General features: G+C 69.0%; 9 protein-coding genes. 2 read left to right on the forward strand and 7 right to left on the reverse strand.

Features of this window, described 5'->3' with window-relative positions; genetic code table 11:
* Window positions 1-6: 6 nt before the first annotated feature.
* Window positions 7-6,243: a protein kinase domain-containing protein gene (locus OG884_RS04180; protein ID WP_326642322.1), complete on the reverse strand. Its 6,237-nt coding sequence runs from the start codon at window positions 6,241-6,243 to the stop codon at window positions 7-9.
* Window positions 6,244-6,897: 654 nt separating this feature from the next.
* Here OG884_RS04180 and OG884_RS04185 point away from each other — a divergent pair.
* Window positions 6,898-9,795 (forward strand): hypothetical protein, encoded by a 2,898-nt coding sequence (locus tag OG884_RS04185; protein ID WP_326642325.1) that lies wholly within the window; start codon window positions 6,898-6,900, stop codon window positions 9,793-9,795.
* A 134-nt stretch (window positions 9,796-9,929) separates the two neighbouring features.
* Here OG884_RS04185 and OG884_RS04190 read toward each other — a convergent pair whose 3' ends face one another.
* The 3 genes from OG884_RS04190 to OG884_RS04200 all read right to left on the reverse strand — a co-directional run bounded on the left by OG884_RS04190 (window position 9,930) and on the right by OG884_RS04200 (window position 12,318).
* Window positions 9,930-10,832, reverse strand: coding sequence for a hypothetical protein (locus OG884_RS04190; RefSeq protein ID WP_326642327.1), 903 nt, complete (start codon window positions 10,830-10,832; stop codon window positions 9,930-9,932).
* Between the two features lie 114 nt (window positions 10,833-10,946).
* Window positions 10,947-11,471, reverse strand: a complete 525-nt coding sequence (locus tag OG884_RS04195) for a hypothetical protein (RefSeq protein WP_326642329.1) — start codon at window positions 11,469-11,471, stop codon at window positions 10,947-10,949.
* Between the two features lie 376 nt (window positions 11,472-11,847).
* Entirely contained in the window at window positions 11,848-12,318 is a 471-nt protein-coding gene (locus tag OG884_RS04200) for a lamin tail domain-containing protein (RefSeq protein WP_326642331.1), read from the reverse strand.
* A gap of 311 nt (window positions 12,319-12,629) precedes the next feature.
* On the opposite strand from OG884_RS04200, the gene OG884_RS04205 reads away from it, so the two are divergent.
* Window positions 12,630-13,277, forward strand: a complete 648-nt coding sequence (locus tag OG884_RS04205; protein WP_326642333.1) for a hypothetical protein — start codon at window positions 12,630-12,632, stop codon at window positions 13,275-13,277.
* Between the two features lie 1,139 nt (window positions 13,278-14,416).
* On the opposite strand, the gene OG884_RS04210 is transcribed toward OG884_RS04205, so the two are convergent.
* Genes OG884_RS04210 through OG884_RS04220 form a run of 3 tightly spaced genes read right to left on the reverse strand, consistent with a single transcriptional unit; the run spans window position 14,417 to window position 18,107 of the window.
* Window positions 14,417-15,412 (reverse strand): hypothetical protein, encoded by a 996-nt coding sequence (locus tag OG884_RS04210; RefSeq protein WP_326642335.1) that lies wholly within the window; start codon window positions 15,410-15,412, stop codon window positions 14,417-14,419.
* Complete coding sequence (locus OG884_RS04215) at window positions 15,409-17,211, reverse strand: GMC family oxidoreductase (RefSeq protein WP_326642337.1); 1,803 nt, start codon at window positions 17,209-17,211, stop codon at window positions 15,409-15,411. The genes OG884_RS04210 and OG884_RS04215 overlap by 4 nt, the downstream gene beginning before the upstream one ends.
* Window positions 17,208-18,107, reverse strand: a complete 900-nt coding sequence (locus OG884_RS04220; protein ID WP_326642339.1) for a hypothetical protein — start codon at window positions 18,105-18,107, stop codon at window positions 17,208-17,210. The genes OG884_RS04215 and OG884_RS04220 overlap by 4 nt, the downstream gene beginning before the upstream one ends.
* Between the last annotated feature and the right edge of the window lie 4 nt (window positions 18,108-18,111).

Genomic DNA, 18,111 nt, shown 5'->3' on the forward strand with positions numbered 1-18,111 from the left:
TCCGGTTCAGGCACCGGTCCCGAAGTAACGCCTGAACTCCGCCGCGATGGCGGACCAGTCGGCGTCGTGGGGGAACCGGACCACGTCCCAGCCCTTGTCGATCAGCCGGTCCTCCGCCTCGCGGTCGCGTTCGGCGACCGAGGCGTGCTCGTGGACGGGGCCGTCGACGAAGACCGCGACGTTGACGCCGGGCAGCCGGTAGACGTAGTCGGGCCGGGCACGCGCCTCGGCGACGAGGGTCTGCGCCTCGTCGGGCAGGCGCAGCCCTCGTTCCTTGAGCCAGGTGATGAGCCTGGCCTCCAGCGCGGTGTCCGACTGCGCGGTCAGCCGTGCCAGCTGCTCCGAACGGGACTCGCCCCGGCCGGTCGTACGGGCCGTCGAACCCGCGATCCGGAGCAGCAGGTCACGCATCGAGTGTCGGTCGATGAAGGCGTGGTTGAACTGGTTGCCGTAGGTGAGCAGGCACTCGTAGCAGCCCTTGGCACAGGGACGGTCGGGGTGCGCTCCGCCCAGGTCGGTGCCGTCGGCGTCGAAGTGGCAGATGGCCAGGGCCTCTGCGGCGGCGCGGGCGAGCGCGCCGGGCTCGGACTGCATCAGGCGCAGCACACCGGCACCGCCTTCGGCGGCCTCGGTGAACAGCATCCGGTCGCGGGGACCGTCGTCGGGCGGCAGCAGTTCGCTGCTCAGCTCGGAGTCCTCCAGCTCGAAGGCGGCCTCGATGCCGCGTTCCAGCGCGTACATGAGCGAGAGCGCGACAGGCTCGTCCAGCGGCTCGTCCAGCTTCAGCACCAGGATGTTGCGGCTGTCCTGGACGTAGGGGATGACCCGCTTCTTGCGGCGCTTCTCATTGCCGTCCGCGTCGATGACGGGCATCTCACCGGAGTCGCCGGAGGCCTCACCGGCGTCGCGCTCGTTCATCCAGCGGCCGTCGGCGGGATCGAGCCAGAAGCCGTCCGGCTCGTTCGGCTTGGCCCGTACCCGGCCGACGTTGGTGATGCGGACGATCGCCGAGTCCCCGTAGGACAGGGTGGCGAGTTTGTTTCCGGCCTCGAAGACGAGGGCGTCCTGACGGCCCGAACGCTCGCCATGCTTCTGGAAGCTGTAGGAGGTCACCAGCCGGAAACCCGCCTTGCGGCGCTCCTCCTCGTCGGAGGAGATCCGCTCGCGACGCTTGGTGTAGACGGTGTGCAGTTGAAGCAGCCCGTACGTGGTCTCGCCCAGCGGCTCGTCGCACATCTTGCAGCGGTCGACGCGGTCGTGGATGTCGTGGTGGTAGCCGCAACCGGCGCACCTGCGTGCGCTACTGGTGACGACGTCGCCCGTCGCGTCCGGCGGCAGTTGGATGCGGGTGACCTGGTAGCGGGCGCCCTCGTGGTAGACGAGGGCTCCGGGCCCGAACTCGCGGATGGCCAGGAAGCGGGGGCGCTGGAGGTAGTCGCCGTCGCCGAACCGGCTGCCGACCGTGGGGATGTAGGCGGCGAGCGGCAGGCGCGGGAAGGAGTAGCCGGGCAGGAAGCCCTCGCCGGCGAGGTAGCGGTAGGGGTTGAAGTCGGAGAGTACCGACTTGCTGTCCGCGCTCTCGTTCTTGAGGAGGTTGAGCTGGGTCTCGGCCTCCCGGCGGCGCCCGACGGCGATCTTGCGGTCGCGCTCGGAGAGGGTGTGGTCCAGGACCCGCCGGTTCTGCTCGGCCTGGTCGACCAGGGCCGCTCTGAACAGGCCACGCCAGCGGTCAAGGTCCCGGTCGAACTGCGCGGGAGCGGCACGGACCTTGTCCTCGATCCACTCGTTGTACCACCAGGCGGTGGCCGCGAAGTCGGTCAGCAGTCCACCGAAGACCTTGTGTGCGGCCTGCACCGCGCGCTCCTGCACAACGGTGTCGCGCAGGGCCTCGGCGATGTGGTCCTGCAGGGCAAGTTTGGGGTTGGGGATGCGTGCGTCCTCGGCATAGCCGATGTCGATGATGTTGGGGATGGCGTTGCCCAGTTTGAGCCCGGCCTCGGCCAGCCAGATGGCCTGGACGTGGGAGCGGACCAGGTCCTCGTTGGCGAGGTCGAGACGGGGCGGGGCGACGGCTCCCGCGACCATGCGCTCGGAGCGGCGGAAGTAGTACTGGTCGTGGCTGTTTCCGGTCGCGCAGTAGGTGGTGACGAGTGCGGGCTGCCCGGACCGACCGGCCCGGCCGCTGCGCTGGGCGTAGTTGGCCGGGGTGGGCGGCACATTGCGCATCATCACGGCGTTGAGCTCGGCGATGTCGACGCCCAACTCCATCGTCGGCGAGCAGTAGAGAAGCTTCAGCTTCGCGCTACGGAAGGCCTCCTCGCGCCTCTCCCGCTCTTCCGGGGTGACCTGGGCGGTGTGTTCGCGGGCGACGAGGCCGCTGAGAGCACCGGCCGCACCCCGGTAGAGGTCACGGAAGAAGGCGTTGACGCGGGGGCCGTCGCCGCTGGCGTAGGTGCGGGTCAGCGGGTCGTGGGTGCCGGTCTCCCCTGTTCCGGCCCGCCAGATGAGGGCCGCGGCGGAGATCCGGTAACCGGTGATGGTCGGGCCGGAGGTGCCCCGGAAGCGGCCAGCGCGCTGCGGGGCCGCGGCGATCTCCTTGACCAGCCCGGCTCTGGCGAGCACCTTCAGCAGCTCCACGATGATCAGCTGGGTGTCGTCAACCGGCAGATCCTTGCCGAAGTGCACCCGCCGCAGGTACTTGCCGAACTTGCCCCGGCCGGACAGGAACAGACCCGAGCGGTCCAGGCCGGGCCTGGAGCCCTGCGGGTAGGCGGTGCCGACCTTGGGACGGTCACCCGCGGCGAGCCCCCAGGGGTCGACGAGGCGCTCCTCGCTGGCGCGCTGGAGGGTGTCGAAGTCCTCGCGGAAGTGCTGCACGTCGATGGCGAGGGCGCGGCGCATCTCGTCGAGCAGTGCCCGCATGATCTCGGCACGTTGGCCCGGGGCCGCCTCACGCAGCTTCAGGTGAGTCTCGGACCACCGGTCCTGCTGCTCGGCGAGCCACTCCAGGTCCTCGTAGTGGATCTCCAGCAGGCCGGTCTGCTCCAGGTTGGGCATGGTGATGCGCCAGCCGCGTTCGAGATCCAGGTAGAGGCGGAAGGCGATGACGTCCCGCAGGGTCTTCGCGGCGTTGCGTGCCATCGAAGGAGGCAGGTCCGCGCTGCCGGCGTAGTCGGCGAGCTCCAGGCCCAGGGCGACCGAGACGCGGGAGGCGAGCTCCTCGTGGTTGACGCCCTCCTCGCCCGCCTCGACAGCCGCCTGGTAGAGGGCGCCGCGCAGCTGGACGATCTGCACGAAGTCATTGAAGTGACCGGCCTGGAGAGAGGCGTCCTGCCGATTGTCGACGAAGGTGAGCAGCTTGCGGGCCGCTTCCTTGAGTGCCTCGGCGGGGACCTCCTTGAGCGAGCGGACGATGGAGGCGGAGACGAGGGAGGTCGCCGAGGAGCGGCCCTCCTGGTCGAGGGTCGCGAGCTTGGCGAAGTCCTTTCCCCTGACCTGCTCGTAACTCACTCCGCAGTGCATGCAGAAGAGGAACGGTGAGGGGATGAAGGCCGCCTTCAGCTCGCCCTGCCCCTCGACCCCGTACGGGTCGACGGTGACGGCTCTGGGCAGCCGCACCCGGTAGGAGGCGCGCACGACCTCCTGTCCCCGCTCGTCGATCTCCAGCCAGGACTCGGGCAGCCAGCGATCGGCGATGGCCTCCTCCGGCGTGCTCGGCCAGGGGCGGTCGGAGTCGACGTAGAGGTAGCCGTCCCCGGCGCGGCCACCGGTGGCGGCGGTGTCCCGGCGCGGCTCGTAGACGACGCGGCCGTTCTTCTCGGTGCGCCACACGGTCGGGTACTCCTGACCGCACTCGCGGCAGAAGGCCAGCGGCAGCAGGATCTTGCCGTCCGAACCGGGCTGGACGAGCTGGTAGTCGCGCGTCAGGTGACGGGCCGGCTTGTCGTCAAGGGTGACGTAGACGGTGTCGCCCTTGGAGAGGAACTGGTGCAGCCGGAAGGCGAACAGGGGGCGCTCGGTGACGGGGTTCCCGGCCTCGGAACCGGCCTCCAGCGTGCGGCGGATCGCCCGCGCGCATTCGGCCGCGGTCAGCCCGCTGTCCTCGGCGAGTTCGAGGGCCGCTTCCTCGATCTTGGCGGGTCTCTGCCGGACCAGGCGCCCCGCCTCGTCCGTGGCGAGGCCGAAGCGGGTCTCGATCCAGCGGGCGAGGGGATCCTTCACCAGGTCGGCGTAGGCGCGCGGAGCCCCCGGAGCCCGGAGGCGCTCGACCGGAACCCTGTCGGGGGCTTCGTCGGTGGCGCGCACCAGCGTCTCACCGATGACGTTCTCAGAGCCCACTGTGGTGCCGAAGAGGGTGGTGGCGACGCGGCCGACGGCCGTTCGCTGGTCCTCGGCGGTGCCCTCGCTGGAGATGGTGGCGGAGGTGCCGATGCACTGCAGGCGCTCGGCCTGGCAGGCCTCACGAACCCGGCGGATGAGCAGGGCCACATCGGCGCCCTGGCGGCCGCGGTAGGTGTGCAGCTCGTCGAAGACGAGGAACTCCAGCCCCTTGGCCATCTTGATGAGAGAGCGCCGGTCGCCCGGACGGGTGAGCATCAGTTCCAGCATCACGTAGTTGGTGAGCAGGATGTCCGGCGGGTTGTCACGGATCTCCTTGCGCCGCGCCTCATCCTCCTGGCCGGTGTACCGGGCGTAGGTGACCGGCTCGCGGCCGGGGCCGTAACCGTCGCGCAGGTACTTGTCGAGTTCCTTGATCTGGCTGTTGGCCAGTGCGTTCATCGGGTAGACGATGATCGCGCGGACCCGCTTGCGGGCCTCGGACCCCTGCTGTTCGCGGTCCCTCAGCACCTTGTCGACGATCGGCACGATGTAGGAGAGGGATTTGCCCGAGCCGGTGCCGGTGGTCAGCACGTAGGAGGCGCCGGACCGGGCGGTGTCGATCGCCTCACGCTGGTGGCGGTGGAGAGTGAGCGGACGACCGTCGCATACCGTACCGTCCTTGGTCTTCCCCGCCTGGAAGATGCGCGCGCACTCCGGGTGCAGCACCCCTTCGGTCGCGAGTTCGAGAACGGTGCCGCCCGAGGCGAAGAACGGGTTCAGCGACAGCCAGGGGTCGGGCCACTGGGACTTGGCATCCAGGTCGTTCTCGACGAAGGCCGCGATCCGATCGTCGCGGATGACCGTGCCGCCCTCGGTGAACGAGCGGTAGTCCTTGATGAGCTTGCGGTGCACTCCGAAGACATCCATCCCGGATCCGGGCGCCCGGGGCTCGGGGGTGTCCGCGAGGTCGGTGGCCGGCCGGGGAAGGCGGCTCTCGGCGCGCACCGTCGCGAGGTGCCGTACCGGATCGAGCTCCTGCCAGCCGGGAACGTGCTCCTCCCCCACGGCGAACGGCAGCAGTGCCTCACGGACGGCGACGGCGTCGGCGGGCCGGTCGGCCGGGTCCTTGGCGAGCAGCTGCTCGATGAGTCTCGACATCTCTTCGGGGACGTCGGAGCGGAGCAGCCGTACCGGGGGTGCCGGTTCGGTGAGGTGTTTCTGGCCGAGCTCGTGCGCGGACTCGCTGTGGAACGGCGGAACACCGGTGAGGAGTTCGAACAGCACGCAGCCGAGGGCGTACAGGTCGGCCGCCTGGGTCACCGTCGCGGCGAGGAACTGCTCGGGGGCCATGTAGCGGGCGGTGCCGACCGTGACACCCGTGCTCGTCACCTTGCCGTTCTCGATGTCGTCGAGGATCCGCCCCATGCCGAAGTCGAGGACCTTGACCACTCCACCGCGCAGCAGCATGACGTTGGCGGGCTTGAGATCGCGGTGAATGACACCGGCGGTGTGCGCCGCGGACAGCCCGTCCGCGATCTGAGCGCCCAGCGCCGCGACCCAGCCGACGGGCAGCTGCGGATGCTCGCCCACCAGGTCTCGCAGGGTCTCCCCGTCGAGAAGCTCCATCGCGATGTAGGGCAGACCGGTGCCGTCCACCCCGCCGTCGATGATGCGCGGGAGGTTGCGGTGGTCGAGCCTGCGCATGATGCGCACCTCGCGTTCGAACCGCTGGACCGCCTTGGCGTCGGCGTACGAGTCGATGATCGCACCGGAGCGGCTGCGCAGGATCAGCTTCACCGCGACCACGCGATCCCTGTCGTCTTCGGCCGCCTGGAGGTCCTCGGCGCGGTAGACCTCCCCCATGTTGCCCTTACCCACGGCTCCCAGGAGACGGAACCGGCTTGCCACCTGCTCGAAGTTCACAGGACTTCTCGCTCTCCACGCACCCGGCGCCGGGAACGGGGCCCAGCGACGACCGACAAGCCCTTATGTTGTAAGTAAGTAGGTCCCTACATCTCCAGCAGAGTACACACTATCCCGAAGATTCGGGACATGTTTCGCGTTGACAGCGTTAACACATCGATGTGGTTCTCTGCAGCCGACCGATACGGGCGGTCCGGCCGACCGAGAAGACAGATGGCGGAGACGACGACGGCGAGACCCCGCGGGGAGGCGCATGCCCGTCTTATCAGCGTCCGGGGAGGTCAGGGTTACGGCGGACGCGCCGATCGTTATGAACCCGGAGCCGTCCTCGGCGAGCTCTCGCCCGACGGGAACGAACCTGTCTCGCGAAGGCCACATCTCCCAGGGACACGGCATCCTCCTACCGGCACGGTGTCTGCGCAGGGCATCCCCATATCGGATGTGAGCGAGACAGGTCGCCCGAGGGCGATTTCACTACACATCAAGGAACGCGGACACTTGTCCAAAGAATTCGGTGCGTCTCAGATTCTTGTCACCGGTCATATGGCGCGGTTCGATGCGTTTGGGGGTACCGGAGCCACGCGGAGGGACGGGCGCATGACGTCATGGTGGGGACGAACCCCCTCGAAGGCTCTGCCAGGCGCAATGGTGGCGGTGACGATCCTGACGGTGGCGGCGACGATGGCCGGAGCCCCGCCGACCGCGCACGCCCTGCCCGGCGAACTGTGCCGGGTCGCCTTCACCATCACCACCGGTGGGGACGGCCTGCGCGACGACTCCTTGGAGTCGATCCGCCTCGGCGACCGGCCTACCGGTCCGTTCTTCCTCTTCGAGGACGCCGACGGCGACGGCACGCCCGACCCCGAGCCGCTGCGTCAATTCCATTCGGGCGGCACCGGTGACCGTCCTCATGCCACATTCACCTGGAACGCGGTGCTGTCACCGTGTCTGCCGGTGAGCGCCCTGCGCGACGGGTTCGTGTTCCACCATCTCTCGGACGCTCCGGACATCAGTGCCGACAACTGGGATCTGGCCGCCCTGCGCATCGTGGACCGCGACACGGGCACGGTGCTCATCGACCGCGCCGCACCGCCCGGCCAGTTCCTGCACCGGTTCCGCAAGAACGACAACCAGACCTTCAGCACCCTCGACCTGGACGGCGACGGCGACGGCCTCACCGACCGCGTCGAACTGGAGGGCATCACCCGCGCCGACGGCACAGTGGACACCTGGCTGCCGGAGCACGGCGCCGACCCGTGCCGCGGCACCATCGCGATCGAGCTCGACTGGCTCGATGACGGTACGGACGCCGGCGACGACCGGCCGGACACCGCGGCGATCGAGGAGGTGGTCACCATGTTCGACGCCGCGCCGCGCCCGGCGCGGCCCACCTGCCCGTACGGCCACACGCCGGAGCCCGGCATCCAGTTGCTCGTGGACGTCGACGACGCGATCCCGGTCACCCCGGAGCAGCGCCGGCAGCCGCTCAACATGGAACAGGACGGGCAGAAGCCCTTCCTCCGCTTCCGGGAGGCCAACTTCACGCCCGGCCGGTCCGACCTGTTCCGCTACAACCTCTGGGGCTTCCAGCACGACGACACCGACAGCAGCGGATGGTGCTGCCACGGGCGGGACTTCATGGTCACCCTCGGCACCTGGCCGGACGTGCCGGTACGGGCGCAGAGCGGGACGCTCGCCCATGAACTCGGCCATGCCCTCGGCCTCGGCCACGGCGGCGCGGACGACGTCAACCACAAACCGAACCACCTGTCGGTGATGAACTACAACTACCAGTTCGTAGGATTGCCGGACATCAGCGAATGGCGCGCGCGGATAGAGGCGATCGGCCCGGCCACCGACGGGGGCACCCGCCTTCGAGTGGCACTCGACCAGGTGAGCACGCTCGACTACTCCCGGGCCGTGCTGCCGCCGCTCGACCGTCGGCGCCTCGACGAGCACACCGGTATCGGCATCAGCACCGACACCATGGCGGCGTGGTGGGACAACGAGGGCACCCTGCGGGTGGGCGACGGCTCGGCCGGGCTGGACTGGGACCTCGACGACACGCTCGACGCCGCTCCGGTCGCGGTCGACGTCAACGGCGAGTTCCAGAAGTGCGTCGAGGGCACCGACCCGGACCGTACCCCTCCGAACAACGACGACCTGGAGACCGCGCCCTCCCCCGGCACCGATGACCTGTCCAGGTACGGGCTGATCTACGCCGGCCTCAACGGGCGGTGCGAGACGCCGGCCGTGCCGGGCGACACAGCGAAGGTCGCGAACGGGTACGACTACCCGGTGGAGTACGGCTACGACGACACCTTGGACGGCGCCGACGACTGGGCACGCCTCGGGTTCCGCATCGGTGTCTCGCCGGATGCCGGGCAGGCCCTGCCCGCGCCGGTCCCCGAGATGGGCACGGCGGAGATCAAACGCCACCGGGCGCGCGTCATCGACGCGCTGGTCGCGGCGAGCAGCACGGCACCCGGGGCGGCGCCGCGCTGGGGTTACGCGTACATGGACCGGGCCACCACGGCCGAAGCGCCGATCGGTGCGGTGACGCCGCTCAACCCGTACTGGCAGTGGAGCACCGGCCGACTCGACCCTGCCACCGCGGACCGGCGCGCCACCGTGGTGCACACCGGCACCGGCGAGTACGAGGTACGCCTTCCCGGGGTCGCCTCGGCGACCGGGATCGCACACGTGACCGCGTACCGGACCGTGTACCGTGGCCGTACCTGCGGGGTTGTCAGCCACGTTCCCGACGGCCCGGATGAGCTGATCCGGGTGCGCTGCCTCAACGAAGCCGGCGCGCCGGTGGACTGGTGGTTCACGATCTTCTTCGCCGCGCCCAGCGGCGGGACGCGCCCCTACGCCACCGTCCGGTACGACGACGGCGCCGGGGGTACGGCCACGGTGGACCCGGTCCACAACAATGGCACGGTGAACTCGGGCGGTGGCGTCAACCGCGTACTGCGTGAGGGCACCGGGCGGTACCGGGTGATCCTGGAGGGTACGGCGTTCGCCGCGGGAGCCGGGTACGTTCAGGTGACGCCGTACGGCGCCGGGGCAGCGGTACGTTGCAACCCGTCGGGCACCACGCCCGGCGCGGGCCGGGTGGAAATCACCGTGGCCTGCTACGCGATCGGCGGCGCGGCCACCGCACAGCCCGCGGACTCGCCATGGCTGCTGTCCTACGTGGACGGTGCGGGTCTGCACCGGGACGCGGGTACACCGGCCGCCTACGTCGGCGTCACCGGTGACCCGGCCGACCCGGTCGTGGACGCGGCCCGCTCGTTCAGCGGCAACGGAGAGGTGCCCGTGGTCGCCCGGCTCGGCGTGGGCTACTACCGTCTGACCTGGAACACGCTGGGCAAAACCGGCGACAGCGTGCAGGTCACCGCAACTGGAGCAGGCGGCGGCTACTGCCACCTCGGCACCATCGACTCGTACGCCGCACCACCCCGTTTATCCATCTATGTCTGGTGTCACACCCCCACGGGGGCCCGTGGCGACAGTACGTTCGGCGTCGCGTACGTTCGCGCGCCCTGACCCCGGTTCGCCACCGAGGTCAGCCCTGGCAGGCATCGGCGCGACCCGCCGCCGTGGGCCCGTTACCCCCGCGGAGGTGCGCACAAGGCCGGCCAGTCCCTGAACATGAACGGTTTCGGCCGACCTTGCGGCGGTCACTTGCGCCAGACGACGTACGAGATCTCCAGCGGCGCGTCGCCCACCGGCACGGCGCGGACCTGGACCGCGAGGAGATTGTCCTCCGCGGTGCGCGCGCATGCCCAGTCACCGGCTTTCATCTTGCCGACCTCCACCATGCCGTAGTCGTGAGTCGCCAGCGCGTCCGCGCACGCAGCGCTGTCCGGGCGGCCGTCGATGTCGATGGGGGTGATGGGGAGGGCTCCGCCGCCGGCCGTCCACAGCGCACGGTAGGGGCTGACGTACCAGAGATCGCTGACATTCGGCCGCACCTCGCCGATCTTTCCGGTCTCGGCGTCCAGGTAGTCCTGGTCCTTCAGGGAGACCTCGGCCTCGTACAGAACCTCACCGGCCGTGAGTGGAGATGTCGTGTCCGACGGCGTGAGCCTGGGAGCCGACGGCGTGAGCCTGGGAGCCGACGGCGTGAGCCTGGGAGCCGACGGCGTGAGCCTGGGAGCCGACGGTGTGGGCCTGGGAGCCGGCGTGGTGCCGGCAGGCGTCGGGATACCCGAGGAGGAAGGGGAGGGCGAGGAGTGCGCAGTGGCGGCCGATGTGACGTCGGCGGGTTCATTGAGGTACTGCTCGATCATCGCACCGGTCACTCCCGCGCCGGTGCCGATCAGTATCACCATCATCATCGCCCGAAGCCCGACCGGCCGCCCGAAGAGCTGGATCAGTCCGAGCAGGCCGGCCAGGACCGACAGCAGTCCTGCGACGAGTATTCCCTGCCGCGAGCCGCTGGTGATCAGCTGCGTCACGGCTGCGATGTCGGCGACCGAGCCGAGCCCGACAAGAATGTTCGTCCGCCAGACGGCGCCGCGAGCGGTCCCCGAGTCGGCAGTGTCAGTGGAGGAGTGCGACTCCGTCCCCGCATCGTTCATACCCAGTCCCACTCGGTAGGCGATCCGTTTCGCTGCGTGTCAACGCGGCCGTGCGTTGAGTATCGCAAGCAACGCCGGCACCGTCACACCTTCTCCTATTTCGTTATAGGGGCGCTAGTAACCCATTTCATACCGGGAGGGTGCTGCTTCCACGTCCTGCGGATACCTGTACGTAGGGGGGCCGGTGAAATAGAACTCACGGCCGTCGACTCTGACCAGTCTTTCGGCTCCCCCAGCGTTCATGCGCAAGCTTGCGAAGTCCGCACCGGCGTTGTCGATTGCGAACTTGTGCGACTCGCGGATTTTCCCTCCCCCAGTGGGAAGCGCGACATGAAACGAGGTTGCCAAAAGCCCCCTGCCCCCGTATTCGCGTTTTCCACCTGACGTACGGGCATAGACGATCACCGATGCTCGTCCAAGACGAGGGACTGGTATCTGCACCACCTTCCGGCCTCCAGAGGGAACGTGAAGCCATCCCATCGAACTGTCGGTCGAGTACAGATGCATCGCACAATAGAGATCTTTACCGGTGCTGTTCTCGTAGGTGAATGGCTTGAGCACCAGTTCTTTGGCCCACTTTCGGGCATTCCAGCCAAGCTTGCCGAGATGGTAGACCCCAAAGATGACCGGCTCAGGCATAACTGCACCTCTAAGTGCTGGATTGCATACACGCCGAGTGTAAGACGCCAAGGGCGTGTTTGAGAAGCGTTGAAACGATCCACATTTCGACGCTGTACTGGTATGTGGTGCGCCGATAGCAGAGATACCGAACTCATGCCAACCTGATCTCGCAGGCCGCGAGCCGATTGCGACCAAGTTGCCTTGATCGGCAAATGAGGAAGCCCCCGACGGAAGGGTTGTCGACCAAGATCAACTATTACGCCAGGGGCTCACCTATCTTTAATTCGTGGAGTTACACCAGGCTGAAGGCCAAGCCGGTCTCGACCCGGAACCTGTCAACCTTTCCTGCCTCCCGGCGGCACCTGCCGCGGGCCGTTCGTATGTCCGGCCGAGGTCAGCAGATCTTGTAGCCGTGCCGCGTCGAACTGTACGAGCAGGAGTCCACCAGCGTGCCGGACACGTTCCGCAGGTACGCGGCGTCCTGGCCCTGGTTCCAGATGTAGGCGAAGGTTCCTCCGCTCCTGCCCCAGTAGAGGGTAGTGGCGGTGTTCCTACCCTTGCCGGTCCGCACGGTGACCGTCTTCCCGGCTCCGAGGGTGAACGTGCCGAACGTGTAGATGTGATCCGGCCGTTTCGTCTTGTCGCGGAGGGTCCAGCCCTTGAGGCTGACGGCCTTCCTGGTGGTGTTCTTGATCTGCGCGTACTCGCCGTTCAGGCTGCTGTTCGCGCCGAAGTCCGGCGAGCCGGGCGAATCGTAGTAGATCTTGGTGATCTGAACGGCAGGGCCCGCAGCGTGGGCGGGCGAGGAGACGACGACCACTCCGGCGGCCAGCACGGCGGCCGTCAGCAGAGACCGGATACGCACAGAGATACTCCTAAAATGGAGAATAGGATCCAAAACGATTATATCGATAGCAATAGGTATCAATATGATCATTCCTGTATCGACTTGGCATCCGACAGAGCTTTTATATGCCGGACACACCTCGGGGCGAGGATCCGATATTCACCTCCACGGTGAGCAGGGATCCACACGTGCGTCCGCGTCGCGCCCCCATCACCGCCTGGAATGCTCGCCGTCCCAGCCTGCGTCCCCCCTTCTGGACAACTCGCACTTCCACATGATCGACTTCGAAAGTCCAAACGCAGCGAGCCGAGAGATGACCTCACAAGCCCATGACCCTCATCACCCTGCGGCAAGCCGCCGTCCGCTTCGACCTCCCCGGCGCCGCCCTACAGAAGATCGCTGCTGCGGGTCTGCTTCCTGCGGTCGGTCAACACGGCGACAAGCCGGTCATCCCTACGGACGTGGCGCAACGGATCCGGGCTCGCTCCGCTGTGGCGCTACATCACCTCCTGTCAACGACAACGGGCAACGCCACGATGGCGGTGTTGCGCGTCGACGTGGCGAAGCATGTCCCAGATGAAGATCGCCCCTTCATCGGCTTTCACGCCGATCTGACACCTGAGGACCTGCTGGAGGCGCTGCGCGGATGGTGGGTGGGGAGACCGGAAAAGATCGCCCAGGCAGGGATTCTCCCGGTGACACTCGGCGGATTCGTTGTCGCCGTACTAACGGGACTGAGCAGCTGGGACACCAAACTGACCGACAATGGCCTGACCCGTCATCGTTTCGACGCGAGACTCGCCGGCTACATCAGCGACCTCGACACGGCCACCAACATGATCACGATCGGTACAGCCGACGACCTGCGAATCGCCAAGCTCCTTCTCGGCAAGCGCCTCAAATCCACGTCCGGCGGTCCGATCGCCTACGTGACCGCAGCCGCTCATCAACCGGCCTCCGGGATCAGCGGCCACTGATCCCGCGGAACACGGGCACGTAGTGATTGCTCCGTCGCAGGTCAAAGCCATAAGGGCGGATGGGTCGGCCTGTAGGCCGGGTTCTGATCCGGCGTGCTCACGACCTGCACGCCGGCCAGCGACCTGCCTCCTGACCTACGGGAACGCTGCCATCCTTTGACGGTCGCGTCCACGGACGTGGTGTACGAGCATCCGAGTCCGGTAAGCCGGTCACGGTGGAAAAGCGCGGCGTTGTCCGTGGGGAAAAGCGCGGCGAGGGTGGTGGAGTGGTTCAGGGCCGCTCGTCGGTGTCGCGTCGTGCGGGGTCGAAGATCAAAAGCGCAGCGAGGGCAGTGGAGTGGCCCAAGACCGCTCATCGGTGTCGCGTCGTGCGGGGTCGAAGACCGCTCATCGGTGTCGCGTCGTGCGGGGTCGAAGACCGCTCATCGGTGTCGCGTCGTGCGGGGTCGAAGATCAAAAGCGCAGCGAGGGCAGTGGAGTGGCCCAAGACCGCTCATCGGTACGGGTCCGCCGCGGTGCGGCAGGATTCGGGGCCGCTCCTCGCCGCTGCTCGCCGCCGCCTCGCGCGGGGCTCTCGCCGTGCGGGGTACGAAGGTCCGCGGGGCGTCCGGTCACGGGTCGCCCCCGGCCGGGTGCGGGGACGAACCGGGCCTTCCACCACGAAAAGCGGCCCACCCCGAGGGGCCGGAGTTGTGCTTTCCTTGATCTGGGTGAATCCGCACGCCCCCAGCGTGCCAACTCACCCAGATCATGGAAAATCCCCGATCGTCACCACCACGGCCCCGCCTCCACGCCCGCCATGACCCGCTTTGCCCCCTCCCGGAGCTCCACCGGCCCGCCCCCGGTCACCCACACCCGACCAACGCCCGCCCCCACCCCGCACGAGGCGTTACCGGTGAGCGGCCCCACACCACTCCACCGCCCTCGCCGCGCTTTTGACCTTCCACCCCGCACGACGCGACACCGGTGAGCGGCCCCCAACCACTCCACCGCCCTCGCTGCGCTTTTCCCCACGGACTACGCCGCGCTTTTCAACGGCGATCAGCCAGGCGCGACGCAGGTACCGATCTCAAACACTCGTACACCACCTGCGCGGACGCGACCGGCGCTGCGCGGCGTCGAGCTCGGCGACGGGTCCCTCAGTCCGGGTTGAGGTTCCGCCAGCCCGCGGCCAGCGAGCCGCCGATGGCGTCGATCACCTGCGGATCGGTCCAGTAGAAGGGGTGGACCAGCGGCGTGGCGAACACCGGCCACGGCCCCCGCACCGTCACCGGCCGGTCCATGGTGACCTGCCGCGCGTAGGCGGGGCCGAGCGGCCGCAGCGGATAGGCGATCACGTCGTCGCGGTCGTAGAAGTTGACCCACTCGCTCCTCAGCCGCGAGCCGCGGCCGGCGATGTCGGCGCCGGGGAAGTCGATGGGCCGGTCCAGGCCGGCGTCCGGGTTGCGCAGGCTCCAGAGGGCGAGCGGGCTGCCCATCGTGTACAGCCAGGCGAGGGTCTCACCCCGGGCGAGCGGCGAGGTGCCCATGACGGCGCGTACCGCGTCGGGGACGAGCTTGCGCCCGCGCAGGGTCTCCTGCTGGTCGTAGAGGTAGTCGCTGACCAGTACGGAACCGAAGGAGTGCGCGAGCACGCACAGCGGCGCCCGGTCACCCGCCTTGTCGGCGAGCACCGCCAGCGCCTGCGCGAGCACATGGTGCGCGGCGACGTAGTTCTCCTCGTTGAGCTTCCGGTCGTAGGCGATGATGTCGCCGACGAAGTGCAGCGTCAGCCAGCGCGCCGTCGGGTAGTGCAGCGTGCGGATCTCGGGCGTGGTCCGCCGCACCAGGGACGCGAGCAGCCGCGCCAGCGACGCCGCCGATCCCGCGTTGACGCTCTTGACGATGCCTTCGAGGTGGTCGTCGAAGAACGTTCCGGCGTCGTCCCCGCACATCTTGGCGAACAGCTCGCGCTGCCGGCCCTCGATGTGCGGCGCCCAGTAGACGGGCTCGATGACCAGCGCGTTGTCGGCGTCGAGCGGGCTCAGGCCGAGCTCGGCGGCGAAGCTGCGGCGCAGCAGCCTGGCCGGTTCCGCGGCGAAGGCGGGGTCGGCGATCTCGACGCCGTGCACGATCGCGACGGCGATGCGGTTCACGACGGCCGCCCTTCTTCCGCGGGCCCGCTGCTCGTGGGGGTCGCTGTGGTCGTGCGGGCGCGGCGGCGGTTCCGGTGCGGACGGTTCTCCAGCAGCCGGGTGCACATGCGGTCGGCCAACGCCGCGATGGTGAGCGACGGGTTCGGGCCCACCGGTCCCGGCATGGCCGCGCCGTCGGCGACGTACAGGCCGGGCAGGCCGAACACGGCGTTGTACGGGTCGCACACGCCCTCGGTCCTGTTGTGGCCGATGGCGGCGCCACCCAGCGGATGCACGGTGATGATCTTCCGGAAGAACCAGAGCGGGTTGTCCACGTACCGGGCGTCCAGCGCGTCGGCGATGTCGCGCATGGTGCGCCGGACCCGGGCGAAATACTCCGTGCTCGTCTCGGTCGTCCAGTCCACCTGCAGGCGCTCGCCTCGCAGCCGCATCACGCCATCCGGCACGTCGCGGCCGATGCCGAGCAGGGGCAGCGAGCCCGCCGACAGCGTTCCGTCCCCGATCAGGCGCGCGATCTCGCTGCTCAGGCTGGTGTCAGGGGTGCCGAACAGCCGGGCCATCAGCGCCCGCATCGCGAACTCGCCCGCCCGGAACACCGTGCGCGTCACGTCCGCGCTCTCGGCCAGCCAGTCGACGAACCCCGGGTACCCGCCGTCCTGCACGTAGAAGCCCCGCCCCATGACGTCCGGGCGGTCCAGCCGGTCGGGGACGAACATCGAGCTGGTGATCACCGGCCCGCGGCTGGCCTCCAGCGCGCTGCCGGAGCCTTTCTTCGGGAGCAGGAAGGTGAGCAGGTCGCCGTTGCCGGAGTAGCGCCTGCCGAGCGCGGGCAGGTTGAGTCCCGGCAGGGTGCGGTGGTTGCGCAGCAGCAGGTACGTCGTGCCGTACGTGCCCGCACCGAGAATCAGCAGGTCACAGGTGATCGTGCGGAGCGGCAGCGCATGCGTGTCCGTGCGGCGGCCTTCGTTCGCCTCGTCGTGCTCGACGTAGGTGACCTCGTATCCGCCGCCGTCCCGTGCCTGCAGGCCGCGTACCTCGCAGCGGGTGCGGATGTCGGCGCCCGCCGCCTTCGCGCCCGCCGCCTTCGCGGCCGACAGGTACGTGTGGTCGAGCGTGTTCTTCGCCCCGTCGTTGCAGCCGATGTCGCACTCCCCGATCAACCGGCAGGTACGGCGGGGCAGCCCGTGCAGGTTGCCGTACTCCGCGTCTTTGATCGGCAGCCCCAGGCCGGGCGGTTCCTCGGGCCCCGCCGAGAAGCTGACCGCGAGCGGCGGTAGCTCCCATTCCAGCCCCAGGTTCTTGGCCGCCAGCCGCATCGCCAGGGTCTTGCGCGTGTCGGCGTACGCGGGGGCGTGCAGCGGATAGCGGGTGGCGCCCAGCATGCGTTCCACGGCCTCGTAGTGGGGCTCCAGGTCGTCCCTGGTGACCGGCCACGTCTCGTACCCGCCGCCGGGCAGCGACTCGCGCCTCACAAACCACCGCTCTTCCTTCCTGAGCAGCACGTTCGCGTAGATCAGCGAGCCGCCGCCCAGCCCGCTGCTCACCACGGAGTCGAACCCGTTGAACGTCCAAATGTCGAACAGGCCGTGCAGCCCCTCGCTCGGATCCCAGAAGTTCCTGCTCATCTCCTGTGGCGTGCGGGCGAAGCTCCCGGGCGGGTACGCGCGGCCGCGCTCCAGCACGACCACTCGCAGGCCGGCCTCCGCCAGCCGGTAGGCGGACACGGATCCGCCGAATCCGGAGCCGACCACCACGGCGTCGACGTGTTCAGTGGACGGTGTCAAAGGCTCGGCACTCATCGTCCCTCCTTCAGGATGAAGGCACGCAGCCACTGCAGATAGCTGTTGCGCAGGCTGCGCGCGAACAACAGCCCGAACGTCCCCAGCACGCGGGCCGCCTCGACCGGCGAGGCCACGTTCGTGGCGCGCATCGACAGCAGCAGCGCCACCAGGTCGGCGCCACCCAGCCGCAGCACCCCGGCCCCCACCACCTCGCCGCCGACGTCGGGTCCCCGGTGCAGCCGCACGTCGAGCGTCGTCGTGTCGGGCCACAGGTCCAGGCCCAGGTCGTCGCGTACGTTCTTGCGCCCGGCCAGGTAGTACGCCTGCCCGCCGTACGAGAACGGCGCCTCGTACACCAGCAGCGTGAGGTCGGGCCGCCCGGACGGCGCGAAGAGCCGGAACACCCCGTCGTGGAACGGGATGCGGTGTTCGACGCCCGGCAGTTCGACCTCCCCGCGCAGGGTCCCGTGGTGGAGCGGGTCGGCGACGAAGGCGTCGATGTCGGCGATCGTGACGGTGGCGCGCAAGGTGAGCCGCCACCGGGTGCGGCGGCCCGCGCGGGCGCCCTCGTGCGGATCCGCATAACCCATGGCGAAATATCCGGACATCTTCTCGTGGAAGGTCAACCCAGCGCCCGCGTCAACCTGCTCGGGCACGCTGCGCTCGGGCAGCACCGGCGCCCGCCTGGCGGCCACGGCCGTCGCCCCTGCCCGTCGCGTCGCCGCCGACCGGCCGCCCGCCGCGGCCGTTGTCGCCCGGATGCCGTCCGTGGCGGTCGTCGCACGGTCGCGTGCGATCGTCGCACGGTCGCGTACGGTCGTCGCCGCCGCTCGGCTCGCGGGCTTCTGCCGCGTCGGCGCGGGGACTGCCGCGCCACTCGGGTCCTCGTCGCGCCGGTGTGCTCTGGCGGCCATGGGC

Source organism: Streptosporangium sp. NBC_01755 (genome assembly GCF_035917995.1).
GTDB lineage: Bacteria > Actinomycetota > Actinomycetes > Streptosporangiales > Streptosporangiaceae > Streptosporangium.

What these genes read in the sequence shown, in the direction of transcription:
- OG884_RS04190 (WP_326642327.1), bottom strand. Translation starts at nt 10,832, where the DNA reads ATGAACGATGCGGGGACGGAGTCGCACTCCTCCACTGACACTGCCGAC.
- OG884_RS04195 (WP_326642329.1), bottom strand. Translation starts at nt 11,471, where the DNA reads ATGCCTGAGCCGGTCATCTTTGGGGTCTACCATCTCGGCAAGCTTGGC.
- OG884_RS04205 (WP_326642333.1), top strand. Translation starts at nt 12,630, where the DNA reads ATGACCCTCATCACCCTGCGGCAAGCCGCCGTCCGCTTCGACCTCCCC.
- OG884_RS04215 (WP_326642337.1), bottom strand. Translation starts at nt 17,211, where the DNA reads ATGAGTGCCGAGCCTTTGACACCGTCCACTGAACACGTCGACGCCGTG.
- OG884_RS04220 (WP_326642339.1), bottom strand. Translation starts at nt 18,107, where the DNA reads ATGGCCGCCAGAGCACACCGGCGCGACGAGGACCCGAGTGGCGCGGCA.